General features: G+C 46.5%; 15 protein-coding genes. 4 read left to right on the top strand and 11 right to left on the bottom strand.

Annotation, left to right across the window (positions count from 1 at the left end):
- Nucleotides 1-17: 17 nt before the first annotated feature.
- Nucleotides 18-359, bottom strand: a complete 342-nt coding sequence (locus Q4A89_RS05465) for a patatin-like phospholipase family protein (RefSeq protein WP_303184233.1) — start codon at nucleotides 357-359, stop codon at nucleotides 18-20.
- A gap of 192 nt (nucleotides 360-551) precedes the next feature.
- A complete protein-coding gene (locus Q4A89_RS05460) occupies nucleotides 552-1,385 on the bottom strand; it encodes an LPO_1073/Vpar_1526 family protein (protein ID WP_303184232.1) in 834 nt (277 codons plus the stop codon).
- Nucleotides 1,386-1,603: 218 nt separating this feature from the next.
- On the opposite strand from Q4A89_RS05460, the gene xerA reads away from it, so the two are divergent.
- Complete coding sequence (xerA, locus tag Q4A89_RS05455) at nucleotides 1,604-2,446, top strand: site-specific tyrosine recombinase/integron integrase (RefSeq protein ID WP_303184231.1); 843 nt, start codon at nucleotides 1,604-1,606, stop codon at nucleotides 2,444-2,446.
- Between the two features lie 366 nt (nucleotides 2,447-2,812).
- On the opposite strand, the gene Q4A89_RS05450 is transcribed toward xerA, so the two are convergent.
- Nucleotides 2,813-3,286: a GNAT family N-acetyltransferase gene (locus Q4A89_RS05450; RefSeq protein WP_303184230.1), complete on the bottom strand. Its 474-nt coding sequence runs from the start codon at nucleotides 3,284-3,286 to the stop codon at nucleotides 2,813-2,815.
- Nucleotides 3,287-3,442: 156 nt separating this feature from the next.
- A complete protein-coding gene (locus tag Q4A89_RS05445; RefSeq protein WP_303184229.1) occupies nucleotides 3,443-6,031 on the bottom strand; it encodes a DUF5686 and carboxypeptidase-like regulatory domain-containing protein in 2,589 nt (862 codons plus the stop codon).
- Nucleotides 6,032-6,154: 123 nt separating this feature from the next.
- Here Q4A89_RS05445 and Q4A89_RS05440 point away from each other — a divergent pair, with 123 nt between their 5' ends.
- From Q4A89_RS05440 to Q4A89_RS05430, 3 genes are read left to right on the top strand one after another with little or no spacing between them, the layout of a single operon-like run.
- Nucleotides 6,155-6,709, top strand: a complete 555-nt coding sequence (locus tag Q4A89_RS05440; protein ID WP_303184228.1) for a chromate transporter — start codon at nucleotides 6,155-6,157, stop codon at nucleotides 6,707-6,709.
- Nucleotides 6,706-7,239 (top strand): chromate transporter, encoded by a 534-nt coding sequence (locus Q4A89_RS05435; RefSeq protein WP_303184227.1) that lies wholly within the window; start codon nucleotides 6,706-6,708, stop codon nucleotides 7,237-7,239. The genes Q4A89_RS05440 and Q4A89_RS05435 overlap by 4 nt, the downstream gene beginning before the upstream one ends.
- A 43-nt stretch (nucleotides 7,240-7,282) precedes the next feature.
- Nucleotides 7,283-8,326, top strand: a complete 1,044-nt coding sequence (locus tag Q4A89_RS05430) for a bifunctional oligoribonuclease/PAP phosphatase NrnA (RefSeq protein ID WP_303184226.1) — start codon at nucleotides 7,283-7,285, stop codon at nucleotides 8,324-8,326.
- 4 nt (nucleotides 8,327-8,330) lie between these two features.
- Here Q4A89_RS05430 and Q4A89_RS05425 read toward each other — a convergent pair whose 3' ends face one another.
- The 7 genes from Q4A89_RS05425 to Q4A89_RS05395 form a co-directional block, all read right to left on the bottom strand.
- Nucleotides 8,331-8,906 (bottom strand): DUF4827 domain-containing protein, encoded by a 576-nt coding sequence (locus tag Q4A89_RS05425; RefSeq protein WP_303184225.1) that lies wholly within the window; start codon nucleotides 8,904-8,906, stop codon nucleotides 8,331-8,333.
- 828 nt (nucleotides 8,907-9,734) lie between these two features.
- A complete protein-coding gene (locus tag Q4A89_RS05420; RefSeq protein WP_303184224.1) occupies nucleotides 9,735-10,421 on the bottom strand; it encodes a hypothetical protein in 687 nt (228 codons plus the stop codon).
- A gap of 190 nt (nucleotides 10,422-10,611) precedes the next feature.
- Nucleotides 10,612-11,307 (bottom strand): DUF6261 family protein, encoded by a 696-nt coding sequence (locus tag Q4A89_RS05415; protein ID WP_303184223.1) that lies wholly within the window; start codon nucleotides 11,305-11,307, stop codon nucleotides 10,612-10,614.
- A 309-nt stretch (nucleotides 11,308-11,616) separates the two neighbouring features.
- Nucleotides 11,617-12,267 carry a helix-turn-helix domain-containing protein gene (locus Q4A89_RS05410; RefSeq protein ID WP_124790616.1) on the bottom strand — a complete coding sequence of 217 codons (651 nt, stop codon included), beginning with the start codon at nucleotides 12,265-12,267 and terminating at the stop codon, nucleotides 11,617-11,619.
- Between the two features lie 36 nt (nucleotides 12,268-12,303).
- Entirely contained in the window at nucleotides 12,304-13,062 is a 759-nt protein-coding gene (kdsB, locus tag Q4A89_RS05405; protein ID WP_303184222.1) for a 3-deoxy-manno-octulosonate cytidylyltransferase, read from the bottom strand.
- 61 nt (nucleotides 13,063-13,123) lie between these two features.
- Entirely contained in the window at nucleotides 13,124-15,076 is a 1,953-nt protein-coding gene (yidC, locus tag Q4A89_RS05400) for a membrane protein insertase YidC (protein WP_303184221.1), read from the bottom strand.
- 37 nt (nucleotides 15,077-15,113) lie between these two features.
- Nucleotides 15,114-16,718, bottom strand: a complete 1,605-nt coding sequence (locus tag Q4A89_RS05395) for a CTP synthase (protein WP_303184220.1) — start codon at nucleotides 16,716-16,718, stop codon at nucleotides 15,114-15,116.
- Nucleotides 16,719-16,773: the final 55 nt, after the last annotated feature.

Raw genomic sequence — 16,773 nt, 5'->3', positions numbered from 1 at the left:
ACTAAATTTCAAATATTTCAAAGAACTATTTTAGATTTTAATGGGACAGCAATGACTTTAACTAATTCATTTTTTAGAACCGCTTGATTATAAATTGGTCCTTGTTGTATTCCTGCGAATAAATTCTTTTTAAATATCAATCCACCTTTTTCTTTGTAAAGGTTGCTGATTAATTTTAAGTCTATTCCATTTGCAGCAGCAAGTCCTACAATTGCACCAGTTGAAGTACCACAGATTAAGTCAAAGTTTTTGTGAATTGGTTGTTCAAGTTCATTCCCAATTTTTTCTAAAAAAGAGGCTTGAAAAATCCCTCTAATTCCTCCTCCACTAAGGGATAAAATTCTAAATGGTCTGCTCATTATTCTTTACATTTTGTTTAGTAATGTTTCTGTTTGGCTTTAAAGTTGCAGCTAACGGTAAATTGTATGAAATGTTTGGGGTTTGCGGGCTCGTCACTGTCAACCGTTACAAAAGCTGATGCGGGGCAGAATGTTTCAAGTAAGCACTAAATCCCCAAATTTTTTATACATGATGTTAGGGCACGTTATTTTTTAATCCCAGCCATCAAATGTTGTATTTGTTCTCGTCAACAAATCAGATACAGAAACTCCAATTATCTGTCCAACTGTTGTCAAATCAATCTTTTGAAGTCCTTCCCAAATCTTTTTCATTGAATCTCTTAATGGAATGTCTCTCATCTTTTCAAAATCATAGATTAAATTGTCTTTTTGAAACATTTCATTTAATTCACGACCTATAAAAGTATTTACTTTAAGACATGAAATTGATTCAAGGTGAGTTACATCTATTTCTCTAAATTTTATTGTTTGGTAAGGCTTTAATCTAATCATTAACCAATTATCCATCCACGATTGATAATTGGTTTCATTTACTCCTAATGGTGGGAAAGGATTTGGTCTAATTCCATAAAAGTTTACTGCTAATCCTAATATAATTAATTGATTAACAGTAGCATATGAAATAGCATCACAAGCCATTTTTGAACCAAGAGCAAGTATTGATTCTGGTTCTGATTTAAGTCTTTCTGAAACAAGTCTGGCTAAAATAATATGCTTGTCTTTATTATCAGTTTGTGCGGATGTCAATAATGCTTTTTGTAGCATCGCAGAAAAATCAGGATGGTCTTGAGCTGATTCAATCTTTTCTTGTGAAATCTGTTTTGAGTCTTCAAGTTGTTTGACTTTTTGAGCTAACTCTTTTAAAAAATCCATAGTATTATCTGTTGCCTTTTGTTGAGCAACTTCTTTATGGTCTTTAAAGTATGACTGTATCCACTTTTCTCCTGATTCCCAAGCTTTTTCAACAAATTTCCCAGCTGCTCCACCGACAGCTGCTCCTATTGCTATAATTGATAATGGTTCCATATGTTGTGTCTTTTATAATGTGCCCTAACGTATTATTTACGTAACAAATATACAACATTCGTATATGTTAAACTTATAACATTCGTATATCATTTTATGTCTAATTCTTCAAAGACGGGATATATGTCAATAAATCAATTTAATAAATCAGAAAATCTGACTAAAAAAATATTTGTATTTGCGAATGTTTTGCTAAATTTGCAAAAAAACAAAATACTATGCAAATTGAAATATTATTAGCCGATTATGAAAGGAAGTTGATACTTCAAAGATATAGTAAAAACTCTATTTTCAACTACAAAAGTGCAGTAAAAAACTTTCTGCAAATTGCCGAAAAAAAATTTATCAATCCAGATGAGCTTGGTGTAGCTGAAATAGAAAAATATGTGTTTTGGAAAATAAATAAGCACGCAGTAAGCCATTCTTATCAAAAGATGATAGTGGCATCAATAGATAAGTTTTACCAATTGGTGGTTGGTGTGAATCTGAATCTGAAACATCTGTACCCTTCCCGCAAAACACACGCATTGCCGAAGTGCTTAAGCATGAATGAAGTGAAGAGAATGATTGATTCAACAACCAGTCAAAAGCACAAGTGTATTATTAAACTTCTGTATGGGTGTGGGTTACGTTTGAGTGAGTTATTAAACCTGAGAATTATAGATATAGATTCCGGCAATATGGTTGTTCATATTAGAAATTCAAAAGGAAACAAAGACAGGGTTGTTATGCTTTCTTATCAATTATTACAAGATTTGAGGGAGTATTTCTTTAAATATAAACCCAAAGATTATCTGATAGAGGGACAAGGAGGTGGACTGTGTTCCGAAAAAAGCGTGCAAAATGTGGTGAAAGATGCAGCTGTGAGAGCCGGAATCAAAAAACAGGTAACGCCACATATATTGCGACACAGTTTTGCCACCCATTTACTTGAAAACGGCACTGATATCAGGTACATTCAGCAATTATTGGGGCATTCATCCGTCAAAACGACAGAGATTTACACGCATATAACCGATATTTCCAAATCAAAAATTAAAAGTCCTTTGGAGTTTTTGTGACTATCAGGCATTTAAGTTTATACACATTGAATTATCTTCTCGCAACGGTGAGGCTGAAAGAGGAGGTTCTGCTTAGATAAGTTTACTTGTTAACGGTTTGGAACTTTGCGTATTTCATATTTCCAGCAAAAACGGTTTAGCCACCATTTTATTTTTTCTCACAAGAGAGGCATTGACAAATGTTGTGTATTTCGATTTTTCTATGCCATAACTTACGTGAACATGTCCGAACAAATGGGTATTTTGGGCGAATTTTCTGTACGGCTTGCAGCAGATCAACAAAGACCCATTATTTTCAACCGAAAGGGGCACAAGAAGAGATACCGAAGCAGTCTGTTGATACTGCTTGCCTCTAAGCAATCGTACTTACCATTCTTTTAGCATGACGTAATCCTCGCTGTTTTCTTTTACGACGGTGAAGCCCAATTGTTGGTACCATCTTGCCGCGTAATTTGCTTTCTGCACGGAAAGGGAGATGCGCTTGTAGCCTTTTTCTTTGAGGTAGCGAAGCATTTCCTGCATCATCGCCGTCCCGATTCCTCGGTTTCTGTATTCCGTATAAAGCGATATGGAGAGGGAGGGAGTCTGGTCGTCGACGTGGCCGTAATCGTTCATGATACGCACCCATACGGCACCTACGACCGTTCCGTTTACTTCAGCAAGCAGTGCGTGGTCGTGGTCGTACGCACCGAAGTTGCGAACATAGATTTGCAGGTCGGGATGCTCGATAATCGACCTGTCGGGCGGCGTTACTCCTTCGGGGATGAAAATCGCTTCATAAAGGAAGTCCTTCAGCAAGGCTTGTTCGTGCTCTTCGATTTTTCTGATTCTGTAATTCATCGCGTGTTTTGTCTATCGGTAATGAAGAATTCTTGAACTTGTGAGTGCCACTCACAAGTTGACTGTTATCGGCAATCCGTTTGCGTTTGATTCGGAATCTTCGTGTTTTTTAGCACGATATATACGCATCATATTATGGCAAGGATACACAACCTGTCAGAACGAGAAGCGCATGGCGATGCGGATTCCGTGCTTTTGGATATCCGGATGGTCGAGGTAGCTCAGTCGACGGTAATAATTGATTTGCAGGACGCGCAAAATGTTTTCCAGTCCGACGCTGAATTCCAGATATGGCTTGCTGCCGAACGCTTGCGAGCCTTCGGGGAAGACGAATAGTCCATAACGTTTTTCCGGATTGTTTTTGTCGCTCAGGCTGCCCCAGACACCGCTGATAGAAGCCACCTCACGCAGTTGCAAGAGGTTGATAAGGGGGATACGGTTCAGAATCCATCCTTTCAGATGATAAGAGGCCTCGAACGAGACGTATTGATCGGCCAGAAATTCCATGGGATTCATCAGGTGAAAGGCCTCGGGCTGAATGGTAATGGCCTGGTTCGTATTTGGCATGATGAGCAGCGGGAACGGCACTTCGTTCCATACTTTTCCGCCTTTCAGGTTGGCGTCGATATGTCCGAACGACGACAGCCAGATACGTTTGCTTACGCTTGCCTCGGTCCGGTTGTAACGGTATTCTCCTCCGAGCAAGCCATTGAATCCGATTTGGTGCGACAGTTTGAAGACCGGAGCATCTTTCGACAGATTTAACGCCGAGCTTTTTCCGAGACGACTGTTGTATGCCCGTTCGCCCGGGGCAAAACGCAACTGAGCACCCCATTCTACCGTGGTGATGTCTCTCAGACGGAGGTAGATATCGTCGTCCTTGTGAAGAATATACCGCAGCGAACCTGTCGCTTCGCTATTCTGGTGCTGCATCCATGTTCTGATGCTCAATCCGTTGAGCCATTCTTTTTCGTATTGCAGGCGCGTTTTGCGCAAGTAGTTCATGTGATGGTTGGCTTTGCCTACTTTCCAAGCTACAAACACATTATCCTTGCTCGTAAAAAGGAAATCCTGTCCCGGCGTGTACAGATCGTATTCGTGCAGGAAAGACAGGTTATTGACGGGCGATTCCTTTTCGTGATATTCTTTTTCGTTGAAGCTGTACGTCACCTGTCCGCTGTATTTCCATTTGCGGTCGTTCATACCATAAGCCGCGTAGCCTCCGAAGAACAGATGCGGGTGAAGGTTAGCCGTCGTCATCGCTCCGGCACGAATGCGAAAGCCTTCGACCACGTTCGAACTGAATGTCGTGTTCATCGGGCCGAAATCGAGCTTATTCTTCGTGTGTTCATTGTTAATCGGGATATAGCCTGAGATCAGGATTTCGACCGTTTTAAGAAAAACGTTGAATACGGGTACTGCTCTCAACTGATCAAGCAGATGCTCGATGGCATTCTCTTTTTCTTTCAGCGGGATGTGGCGATTATTCACCCAAAAGGAGTCGGGGCGTGCCAGATGCCTTGCCAGCGGCGTATGCACTTTGCCTAAGAGGCTGAAGATCGAGTCGCCGTTGGCCACGGGCGAGCGGAACTCGGAATAACTGCGCAGCTGATGCGCATAAATCTGCTGTCCGCCGTCGATGAAGTAGAAAACAACGTACGTATTATCCTTATCCAGCTCCCACAACCCGTCGTCGCGTCGTTTAAATTCCTGATCGATACGCAAATCTTTTACGTAATTCAGGTTGATATGGCGAGGGACGTTCAGACGTACTTTTTTGACGGCATACGTACCGTCGAGCGTGATGTAGAGCCGTCCCGTAAATCCGTAACTTTGCGGGTTGACCGGCACGAAAGCCAGATCGACGCACTGTTCGCCGCCCACGTCGAGCGTATCCATGATATAATACTGGTAGTAGGCATTGGCCAGCGTAGACGAGAGTGGACTGACGAAGCGGTTAAGCAGAAACGGGATATTGTTGTCGAAGACATCGATCCCTTTGAGGATTTCTTCGAGGTTAGCCGAGATCGTACCGTATTCGTCGAGTGTCTGGTCTACACCCTGCTGCCGTTGCGCTTTGACGATGATTTTCTCCGTCTTCGGACTTTTCCGGTAATAGATGTCGGAGATTTTCTCGCGCAGCGAGAGCGTCAGAATCGGCTTGCCGTCAATCTCGGACGAGTCGAGGTAATTTTTGATGAACTTAAACTTTTTCATCAGTTTGTTCTTCTCGAAATCGGTATCGAACTTGTCTAACGAAAGGGTCATCTTCTCGTAGCACTCGGTCTGATATTCGTCGAGTTGCGTGATGCGGTTGCTGTCTTTGCGCGCAACTACCTTTTTCATCAGCTCGACGGCGGGGTTATTCTTCCGGCTATACTTTTCGCGCTTAGGCTTGACGATGATTTCGGAAATCTGAATCGTCGAGGGGGCGAGTAGCACTTCGACGCCCTCGTTCTTCTGTCCGGCTTTCAGGCGAATGACTTTCGTCGTGTAGCCTACGTATGAGATGGACAGGCTGGTCAGTCCCTGATTGTTTTGCAGGTTAAAGTTTCCGTCGAGGTCGGTGATGCCTCCGATGGAAGAGCCTTCGAAAATCATCGAGACGTAGGGCAACGTTTCGCCCGTAATCGAGTCGCGCACAATCCCCGAGACGGAGGTGACTTGCTGGGCCTGCATCATGTTCAGCCCAACGCCGGATAAGGTAAATACAAGGAAAAGTATATATCGTATCGTTTTCTTCATCACTGTGTTTAATCCGTTTATTTGTTGGATTTTGAGGCGCAAAGGTAGATAATTTTCCGGGATATCGTTTTTTTAATGTGTGAAATTTGCATGATTATACCTTAATTATGTTTACATTCGCACATGATTCAAACGGAGCTAAAGCATTACTGGGCATTGTTCAGTTCGTTTTTGAAGATCGGGGCGTTCACGATTGGCGGAGGGTATGTGATGATTCCGCTCATCGAGAAAGAGGTGGTCGAACGTCGCCGGTGGATCGGGCAGGAGGAGTTTGCCGAGATGCTTACATTGGCGCAATCGTCGCCCGGACCGATTTCGATTAACGCGGCCGTTTTTGTCGGTTACAAGACGAAAGGCTACGGCGGACTGATTGCGACGGTCTTGGGAACGGCTATCCCTTCGTTCGTTACGATCTTGCTGATCGCTTTCTTTTTTGCCGACATCCGTACAAACCCTGTCGTTGAACGTGTCTTCTGCGGGATTCGTCCGGCGGTTGTGGCGTTGATTGCCGTACCTGTCGTGAATATGCTCAAGAAAAGCGGTTTGAAGTGGGGGATTGTTACGATTGCGCTGCTCTCGGCCGTTGCCGTGTGGGGATTCTCCGTTTCGCCGATATGGGTGATGGCGCTCTCGGGCGTTGTCGGGGTGGTTTATCATACCTTTATTGCCAAAACATGATGGATATTTATCTTCAGTTGTTTCTCACGTTTTTTAAAATCGGGCTGTTCGGTTTCGGTGGAGGGTACGCCATGCTGTCGATGGTGCAGTATGAAGTGGTGGAGGCGCACGGATGGCTTACGATGGGCGAGTTTACCGACATCGTCGCCATCTCACAGATGACGCCCGGCCCGATTATCATCAACAGTGCCACGTACATCGGTTATACGGCGACGGGAGGGAGCATCGTCGGTTCGTTGATCGCGACGTCGGCCGTCTGTTTGCCGGCCATCCTGATCATGGTGCTTATCAGTCGCTTTTTTATGAAATTCAAAGACAACCCGTATGTCAGCGGGGCATTGCTGTGGATGAAGCCGGCAGCCATCGGGCTGATTGCCGCCGCGGCACTACTGCTGATGAACGAGCATAATTTCGTAGACTATCGTAGCGTGCTGATCGCGTTGTCTACGTTTGTACTCGCTTATTTCTTCAAAATGGGCATCATCCGGCTGATTATACTCGCGGGACTGACGGGCTACCTTGTGTTTTAACAAATTTATTGTATCTTTGGCGGTACTAAAACAAGAAAAGATTATGCTTACGAAAATGTTGGATGAAGCTCAAGTGCAACGCTTCCGAAATTATATTGACAAGGCTGAACGGTTTGTATTGATGGCTCATGTCTCGCCCGACGGCGATGCCATCGGTGCGTCGCTGGGAATGTATCACTTCCTGACGGAGATCGGGAAAGAGCGGGTCAGTGTGATTGCGCCGAACGAGTTTCCCGACTTTCTCAAGTGGATGCCGGGCACGGACGATATTCTTGTTTACGACCGTTATCCGGAGTACGCTCAGCAGTTGATACGCGAAGCCGATGTGTTGTTCAATATGGATTACAACGAGCCAAAACGCGCCGGCAAGCTGGCGCCTTTTATCGAAGCGGCCGAGGGGCGTAAGGTGATGATCGACCATCATCCGAATCCGGGCGACTTCTGTCGTCTGGTGATTTCGTATCCGATCATGTCGTCGACGAGCGAACTGGTGTTCCGGTTGCTTTGCGCCATCAAATCGTACGACGATATCAATAAGGAGGCGGCCGAATGCCTCTACACGGGCATGATGACCGATACGGGGGCTTTTACGTACAACTCGAACCGGGCCGATATTTATGCCGTGGTCAGCGAGCTGATCAAAAAGGGGATTGACAAGGACGAAATTTACCGTAAGGTGTATCAGGTCTATTCCGAGTCGCGGATGCGTCTGATGGGCTATACGATGAACGAGAAAATGAAGGTGTATCCGGAGTTGAGAACGGCGCTGATCACGTTGTCGTTGGAGGAACTGAAGCGCTACGCGTACGTTACGGGCGATACGGAAGGGTTCGTGAACATGCCGTTGAGCATCGACGGAATCGAATTTTCGGTGTTTATCCGCGAAGACAGCGACCAGATCAAAATCTCGTTACGCTCTGTCGGCGATTTTCCGTGCAATCGTTTTGCCGCAAACCACTTCGGCGGGGGCGGACATAAAAACGCTTCGGGCGGCGAATATTACGGCACGCTCGAAGAGGCTGTCCGGACGTTCGAACGCGGATTGGCGGAGTTGAATCCGGCGATCTTTGCCGACAGCCCCCGATAAGGGATCAATAGAAACGGAACGTTACTTTTTCGTAATAGAGCGGAATGCCTCTCTTTACCTGGTCTTCGCTTCCCACTTCGAACGGAATAATCATTCTCACGGTCGAACCATCGCCGACGTATCTCAATGCGGCTTCAAGACTTGTGCTGAAATAATAATAGTAAGCACTTCTTGTGTTCTCCTTGTGTTGATGCAGAACTACATCGGCACGTCCGTACGTAAACTCGAACGGCACGGATTCGTTGGCAAAAAAGTCAGCGCGTGTCGTGTCTTTTTTGAAGAAATTCCGGACGCTGAATCGCATAAGTACTTCGGTTTTCCGGAATTGCGCACGCTGGCCGTTGCCCGAATCGACGACATGGATATATATGCCTTCTTCGGTGAGGTAAAACTGTTTTTCGCCAAATACGCCGTTGGCCGGGTATTTGCGCAGCACCTCAATCCCTTGACTGCTGATAAACTGTTCGATTGCTTTTTTCTGTTCCTTCTTCATCTTCGGATACGAAATCCTGTCCTTGTCGCACGACGAAAGACAAACCGAGACCAGAAGAAGCATTGCCATAAAAATCTTCGTTTTCATCCTTTTTTCTGAAAATTGCATGCAAATGTAGGGAATATCCCGTAGTTTTCGGTTGAATATTCATATTTTAACGTGCATGCGGCCGAAGAAGAAAAGTTTTTTAATTGTTAATTGTCAGCTGTTAATGGTTATGGGAAAGTGAAAAACGAAGAACGAAAAACGAGAAGTTAATTGTTAATGGTTATTTTCGGGTATATGATTCGGCGTGTACCATGCATAACCATTGTTCATTAACCATTAACAATTAATTTAATTCAGGCTTACAGCCCTCTTTGGGGTGATTGCTGTTTTCTCCCAACGCTACGCATTGGGCTGAATTAACGCGCCCCTTCGGGGCTTTCTTTGAATTGTCAATGGTCCAATAGTTGTTCAGTTAGCAAACATTTAAACAAATAAAGGCCCGAATGGCTTACAAGGGCTGAAAGCCCGATGTATTTCAGTCCCATCCCGCGAGGGTGGGGAGCGTTGATGCCCAAGCCTTGTTTGGAGGGCTGAAAGCCTGACGTAATATTCATTGTCAATTGTTAATTGGCGTTCGGGTTTCAGCATTCAGCCAATAATCAAACAAATCAACATGTAAAGACCCTCAGGGTTACTACTTCAATTTGTTCTGTTGCGGAATTTGTGTTTAAGAGGGGGGCGTACCTTGTTTTATGATAGATTATATTTTTTGAAATATCATGTAGAGTTATTAGTAATTCTGCATAGTGGACATCAATCAAACGTGCTATTCAGATATCTTTCTTAGTTGTTTAAGCTAGTAAAATACATGCCGTCATATCTGTTTTATATGTTGTCACGCAAATGTTATCTTTCAAGTTTCTGAATTTATATTGTTATTAATTGCTCTTTTCCATCACTGTGGATTAATTTTAAACAAAGTTCACCATGTGTTATTTTTGCAATATCTTTTAAAGAGCCAATTTTTAATTTAATCGGAGTGTTATCTTTATTGGGAATAAAAATTCGGTATTCATTTTGTGTTTTAAATTTTTCATGTTTTTTGAAGAATCCTATTTTCCCTGAATATGTATTGTCATAATACATAACTTTTTCATTTATGTGTTTAATGTATCCTTTTTTGTCTAATGCGTAGAAAAGTCTATTGATAAATTCTTTTGGATTATAAATAAATATTACAGATTCTCCGAAAGATTTGGTATCAAATACAATGTTATTTCTTTCTCCTAAAAGATTTTCTGAGTAAACTCCGGTTAAACAATAAATATTTCCTTTTTCTTTCGAGTCTGTGTTTATTGCCATATTTATAGCATCAAAAGTTATACCATCTTTATCAATATCTTTGTCAACATCGCATATTGATACTTTCCCATTTCCCATAAACCATCGATTCTCTATTCCATCATTTGCATCAGATCTCTCCGGATTATTGTCACAAGTTCGAATGTAGTCAATGGTATTGATATATATGCATCCTTCTTCATAAAGAGCTTGAATATGTTCTTTTTGGCCTCTCTTGAAGAGATAGAAAACTCTATTTTCTTTTATTCCCATATAATAGTTTGTTTTTATGTATTTATTGTCATGTAATTAAAAAAGTACTTATTTCAACCTCAATATTATATGTTTGATTTTTCGATTGATAACTTTTCTAAATAATGAGTACGCCCCGTTCCTTAATGGAGTATCGGGAGCGGAGCGTACTGCGGAAAGCAATTATATTCCCATAAAGGCTTTTTCTTTTTTATGCGTTCTTTTTCGGGTCGTTTTTGTAGGCGATGGTGGCGGCTTTCACTAATTCGTGAATGTCGGCGTAGATCATTTCCCATCCCGGCACGTTTCGCATGGCGGTGAGCAGGCCGATGTAATCGCGCAAGGCGCGTTCGAGGCGTCGTCGGATGGCTGAGGCCGAGGGCAGGGTGCGCAAATCGGCGTTGGCTTCGGCCTGTATGGCGTACAAGGCTTCGAACCGTTCTTGGGCATCTTTGAGTTTGCCGAACGAGGTATCGAGGCGGAGCGTTGTCAGCCGTGCGAGATTTTCGGGTTTTTCGAGGGCTTCGATCAGCTTTTTCATTTGAGCCGATTCTTCGGCGTAATTCATCCGGTCTATATCGAGCCCGAATTGTTCGAATACGTCATACAACGCTTGGGCTTCGATGACGTCGGGCATCGAAGGCAGGTCTTTGTAGCTTTTAAGGAAGAGTTTGAGGCTGTTGAAGGCCTTGTCGCGCGTCTCGTCGGCTTCAGCTATTTCCGGTCCTTTTCCGCTGTACGTCAGTTTGGAATAGACCGCATCGTAAGGTTTGTACTCGTTCTCTACGGCGAGTAGCAGTTCATGGTTTTCTACCACCTTGTATTGTCCGTTCTTTGACGAAGCGATGATTCGCTCGGCCAGTGTCGCCAAGTTTTTTGTACTGATTTTTTGGAATGTAATTTTCATAGTTTTTCTTATTAAATCAAGTAAAACAATTTGTTGAATGATTCGGCCGCAATATATGCTTTTTTCGAATAAAATGCAAATAAATTACGTTTTTTTGCGATGTCGATGCGCTTTTTTAAGAACTATTCATTCGGGGGAGTTATAAATTGTATTTAATCAGTTGAATATCTTTTTTATCTCCCGCAATTTGATTGTAATAAATCTGCGTGAAGATTTATCTCCCGCAAGTTGATTGTAATCAATCTGTGTGAAGATTTTTTGTATATGATGCAAAAGATGTGGAACGCAGACGAGGTCGCGTGACGCGGTTTATGTGTCGGGCGTTGTTTTTGTTTTCTCGTAAACGATTTGTCCGTTCTGCACGATGTAGCGTAAGGTGCCGACGGCTATCAGGTCGCTCACGATGTTTCGGGCGGTGAGGTAGCGGATACGCGCGATCCGGCAAAACTCGCGGAGGCTGACCGAAGGGTGTGTGTCGAGGTGGCGCATCAGTTTTTCGACGGGTTTCGTCAGTCGCAGCAGATTGCCGTCGTCGCTTTCGCGTTTTTGCCACGAGAGGAGCAAGGTTTTATTGGCCAGCTTGTTCTCGTCGGCCACGCGGATATAGGCTTTGTAGTGATCGTCCTTGTCGGGTGCCAGATACGGACGCGCGGCGCACGGCTCGACGTTGATTTCGAGTACCGTTTTGCCGTTGATCTCCCAATGCTTGGCCGTGAACGGCACTTCGGGACGTGTGTACATGGTCGACGCGGCCTCGACCATATAATACTCCTCGTCGCCCTGTATGCCGGCAATGTGTCCGTTGTCTTTGACGCCGATCAGCAGTCGTCCGCCGTCGGTATTGGCAAAGGCGCTGAGCGTTCGGGCGATTTTTTTGCTGTCGCTGACTTCGAATTTAAAATCCTGCTGCTGATGTTCGCCTTCCGCTATCCACGCTTCGATGGGATGTAACCGTTTCATCGCGATGCATTGCCTTTCGCTCTGTGTGGGGCGGTGTTACTTGGCCTGACTTCTTAGAAAGTCGATGGCGCGTTCCATATCGTCGGGCGTATCGATGCCGATGGTTTCCTGTTCGGTGATGCCTACGCGGATGCGGTAGCCATTCTCCAACCAGCGCAGCTGCTCAAGGCTCTCGGCCTGCTCGAGCGACGATTGCGGCAGGCGCGCGATTTCGCTCAACACGCCGGTACGGTACGCGTACAGCCCGATGTGTTTGTAGAACACGTGGTGCGCCAGCCACTCGGTATGTACCTTTCCGCGGATGTAGGGGATGATGGAGCGGCTGAAATAAAGCGCGTCTCCGTTCTTGTTCATGACGACCTTCGGGGTGTTGGGATTGAAGAGCGCGGCCTCGAAATCGTCGTCTTTCGCGAAGGCTTTCGCGAGCGTGGCGATGTGTACTTCGGGCGAAGAGAAGCATTCCTTCAGTCGCTCGATTTGTTGCGGACGGATAAACGGCTCGTCGCCCTGAATATTGATGACCACGTCGAATCCTTCACCCACTTTCGTCGATGCTTCGTGGCAGCGGTCGGTGCCGCTGCGGTGTGCCTCGGAGGTCATCACCACTTCTCCGCCGAAGGCTTTGACGGCGGCTTCGATGCGCGCGTCGTCGGTCGCGACATACAGGCGGTCGACCGTATCTTGCACCTGTTCGTAGACGCGTCGGATCATCGGTTGTCCGTCCATGTCGGCCAGCGGCTTGCCCGGAAAGCGGGTCGAGGCGTAGCGTGCCGGTATAATGCCCAGAAATTTCATGTCTTTGCCTGTTTGTCGTATTCCTTAATTTTCTTGTCTCAAAAAAACGCCGGGGCGCGGTTTACTTATTCCTTTCCTGACGTTTGTAGTGCTGCGCCTGCTTTTGTTTGGCGCGTTGCTTCTGCTGACGCTCCAACTCGGCCTGCTGCTTGCGCTGCATCTCGGCCATCCGTTCCATCCATCCGGAGCGTTTGCGCGGCTTCTTTTTGTTCTCTTCGAGTTTGGCCAGCAGCTTCTCTTCGTTCACCATGAAACGGATCGAGATGGTCTGCAAAATCGTGATCAGCGTCGAGATCAGGAAGTAGTAACTCAGTCCGGCCGATGCCTGATTGAACATGAAGAAAAGCATGATCGGCATCATGTACGTCATCATCGCCATACCGGGCATCTGCTGCTGACCGGTGTTGCTCATGTTCATGTTGATCTTCGAATAAACGATCTGCACGATGGTCATCAGCAAACAGAACAGGCTGATATGATTTCCCATGAACGACGTGATGAGCGGAATGTCGGTATTCCACGAGATCACGGCGTCGAACGTCGAAAGGTCTTTGGCCCAGAGGAACGATTGCTGGCGCAATTCGATCGACGTGGGGAAGAGCCCGTAAAGCGCGATCAGAATCGGTAACTGCAACAACATCGGCAGACAGCCGCTCATCGGACTGGCTCCGGCGCGGTTATACAGTTCCATCGTGGCTCTTTGCAGCTCCATGGCCTGTTCTTTTTTCGGGTACTTCGTTTTCAGCTCTTCGACCTGCGGACGCAAGACGCGCATCTTCGCCGTCGAGAGATACGATTTGTATGTCAGCGGGAACAGTACGAATTTGACGATCAGCGTCAGTAAGAAAATAATCAGTCCGTAGTTGGCGATGTAGCGGCTCAGGAAATCGAAGATCGGCATCACGAAGTATTTGTTGATGGGGCGCACCCATTTGTAGCCCATCGGCACGAGCTCGTCGAGCGAGAGCTCGTGGTCTTTCGCTACGCCGTCGTCGTATTCGCTGAGCAGATGGTATTTGTTCGGCCCGATGAAATAACGGAAGCCGATGCTTTGGCGGGCTGTCAGGTCGAAATCGACCGAAGTCGTCGTCTTGAATTCTTTCAGGTACGCGGTGTCGGTGAGCAGACGCGATTCGAGCGTGGTGGCGGTGAACGCCTCGTCGGCAATAAGTACCGTCGCGAAATATTTGTTTTTATAGCCGATCCATTTCAGCCGGTTGGCGATTTGTTTGCTGTCTTCTTTCGATTCGCTCAGCTTGTCTACGTCGTCAGCCGCGTATTTGTAGTACAGACCGGTGTACTGGTCTTCGTATTTCCGTCCGTGCTCGAGCTTGCGGGTCTTCTGCCTCCACGTAAAATCGAGCGAGTGGGTGCTCGGCGCGAGAATACCGTTCAACCCCGCGCTCTCGATCGTGTAACGGAGCATGTAGTTATCGGGTTCGAGCGTGTAGGTGAAATCCATATAGCGTCCCTCGTCGACGGCCAGTCGCATCACGACCGAACGACCGTCGGCGCTCGGGATAGGGGTGAAGTAGAGATCGGATGTGTTGATGACGCGCTGATTGGCCGATACCATCGTGATGCCGAAATCGGACTCGTCGGCGCCGTCGAAGAGAACGAGCGGCTGTTTGTCCCAAGTCGTATATTCTTTCAGTCGCGCGTAGGAGAGCTTACCGCCCTTGCTGCTGATTTTTACTTCGATTTTATCGTTTTCGAGGGTCACGAACTCTTCCGTGCCTTGCGCAGCTACGGCAAAATCGCTGAAATTCTGACGAAGTCTTTCGGTACGTACCGAATCAGGCAAATCTTCCAATGTTTCCGTTGCGACGAGCTGCGTTTCCTTCGCGGGTTGGTTCAGCGCTTCGAGGCGCGCCTGCTCTACCCGAGCCAGCGAGTCTCTGTAATGTTGTTGAGCTTCTATTTGTTCCTGCGTCGGACGGTTCAGCCACGTGAACAGAAACAAAACCACCCCGATGAGGATAAAACCGATAATCGTATTTTTATCTAATGACATATTTCTACTTTAACTACTATACTACTTTGCTACTTTACTACTTTTTTGCGATGGCCGCTTTGATGAAACTTACGAACAAGGCGTTCGGACTCACCACCGTGCTGTCGTATTCGGGGTGGAACTGTACGCCCACGAACCATTGCAGACCGGGCAGCTCGACGGCTTCGACGAGGCCCGTGTCGGGGTTTTCGCCCACGCACTTCATGCCGCCCGCTTCGAAGGTCGCCTTATATTCGCTGTTGAACTCGAACCGGTGGCGATGGCGTTGCTGCACCAGCTCCTTACCAAAGGCTTGATGCAGTTTCGAACCTTTCTTGAGTACGCAGTCGTACGCTCCCAGACGCATCGTACCGCCCATATTAACGACGTTCTTCTGGTTTTCCATCAGGTCGATGACCTTGAATGGGGTCTGCGGCTCCATCTCCGTCGAGTTCGCGCCTTCCATGCCGAGCACATTGCGTGCGAACTCGATGACCATGCACTGCATGCCGAGACAAATGCCGAGACAGGGAATGTCATGCTCGCGTACGTAGCGGATGGCCGTCAGTTTGCCTTCTACGCCGCGCTGTCCGAAGCCCGGAGCAATCACTACGCCGTCGAGGTCGGCCAACATGCTTTCTACGTTCGATTCGTTGAGTTTCTCCGAATGCACCAGACGAAGATCCAATTTCCGGTCGTTATAGATCGACGCGATTTGCAGCGATTCGTCAATCGATTTATAGGCATCCTGCAATTCGACGTATTTGCCTACCAGCCCGATGCGTACTTCCTTCGTTGCGTTTTTCTTGCGTTCGAGGAATTTCTTCCACGGCTTCAGCTCGGGCGTTTCTCCGGCTTCGAGACCGAATTTGCCGAGTACGATGGAGTCCATCTGCTGTTCTTGCAGTTTCAACGGCACTTCGTAAATGGTCGGCACGTCGACCGACTGGATTACGGCTTCTTTCGAGACATTACAGAACAGCGCCACCTTGTGCAGAATCGTCGCGTTCAGCTCGTGCTCGGTGCGCAACACCAGAATGTCGGGTTGCACGCCCAGCTCCTGAAGTTGCTTGACGGAATGTTGTGTCGGTTTCGTTTTATATTCTTTGGCCGCCGCGATAAACGGTACATACGTCAGATGTACGCAAAGGCAGTCGCGTCCGAGTTCCCACTTCAACTGGCGCATACTCTCGATAAACGGCAACGACTCGATATCGCCTACCGTTCCGCCGATTTCGGTAATCACCACATCGAACTTGTTCTTCGAACCCAACAGCTTGACGTTGCGTTTAATCTCGTCCGTGATGTGCGGAATCACCTGCACCGTCTTACCCAGATACTCGCCGCGTCGTTCCTTCTCAATTACGCTCTGATAGATCCGTCCCGTGGTGATGCTGTTGGCACGGGTAGTCGGAATGTTCAGGAAACGCTCGTAATGGCCAAGGTCGAGGTCGGCCTCATGCCCGTCGATGGTCACGAAACACTCGCCGTGTTCGTAGGGATTGAGCGTACCGGGATCTACATTAATATATGGATCGAATTTCTGAATAGTTACCTTGTAGCCTCTCGCCTGTAGCAGTTTGCCGAGCGAGGCCGAGACAATCCCCTTTCCTAACGAGGAAACGACACCGCCTGTCACGAAAATATACTTTGTATTTGCCACGATTGTTTTATTTTAGAAGTGGCAAAGATACGGATTTTCGACTATTTTCCGCAAG

It is taken from the genome of Tannerella sp. (genome assembly GCF_030528505.1).
Lineage (GTDB): Bacteria > Bacteroidota > Bacteroidia > Bacteroidales > Tannerellaceae > Tannerella.
This window is presented reverse-complemented; position numbering and strand designations above follow the sequence as displayed.

What these genes read in the sequence shown, in the direction of transcription:
- Q4A89_RS05435 (WP_303184227.1), top strand. Translation starts at nt 6,706, where the DNA reads ATGATGGATATTTATCTTCAGTTGTTTCTCACGTTTTTTAAAATCGGG.
- Q4A89_RS05450 (WP_303184230.1), bottom strand. Translation starts at nt 3,286, where the DNA reads ATGAATTACAGAATCAGAAAAATCGAAGAGCACGAACAAGCCTTGCTG.
- Q4A89_RS05430 (WP_303184226.1), top strand. Translation starts at nt 7,283, where the DNA reads ATGCTTACGAAAATGTTGGATGAAGCTCAAGTGCAACGCTTCCGAAAT.
- Q4A89_RS05440 (WP_303184228.1), top strand. Translation starts at nt 6,155, where the DNA reads ATGATTCAAACGGAGCTAAAGCATTACTGGGCATTGTTCAGTTCGTTT.
- xerA (WP_303184231.1), top strand. Translation starts at nt 1,604, where the DNA reads ATGCAAATTGAAATATTATTAGCCGATTATGAAAGGAAGTTGATACTT.
- Q4A89_RS05410 (WP_124790616.1), bottom strand. Translation starts at nt 12,267, where the DNA reads ATGAAACGGTTACATCCCATCGAAGCGTGGATAGCGGAAGGCGAACAT.
- Q4A89_RS05420 (WP_303184224.1), bottom strand. Translation starts at nt 10,421, where the DNA reads ATGGGAATAAAAGAAAATAGAGTTTTCTATCTCTTCAAGAGAGGCCAA.
- Q4A89_RS05415 (WP_303184223.1), bottom strand. Translation starts at nt 11,307, where the DNA reads ATGAAAATTACATTCCAAAAAATCAGTACAAAAAACTTGGCGACACTG.
- kdsB (WP_303184222.1), bottom strand. Translation starts at nt 13,062, where the DNA reads ATGAAATTTCTGGGCATTATACCGGCACGCTACGCCTCGACCCGCTTT.
- Q4A89_RS05445 (WP_303184229.1), bottom strand. Translation starts at nt 6,031, where the DNA reads ATGAAGAAAACGATACGATATATACTTTTCCTTGTATTTACCTTATCC.
- Q4A89_RS05465 (WP_303184233.1), bottom strand. Translation starts at nt 359, where the DNA reads ATGAGCAGACCATTTAGAATTTTATCCCTTAGTGGAGGAGGAATTAGA.
- yidC (WP_303184221.1), bottom strand. Translation starts at nt 15,076, where the DNA reads ATGTCATTAGATAAAAATACGATTATCGGTTTTATCCTCATCGGGGTG.
- Q4A89_RS05425 (WP_303184225.1), bottom strand. Translation starts at nt 8,906, where the DNA reads ATGAAAACGAAGATTTTTATGGCAATGCTTCTTCTGGTCTCGGTTTGT.
- Q4A89_RS05460 (WP_303184232.1), bottom strand. Translation starts at nt 1,385, where the DNA reads ATGGAACCATTATCAATTATAGCAATAGGAGCAGCTGTCGGTGGAGCA.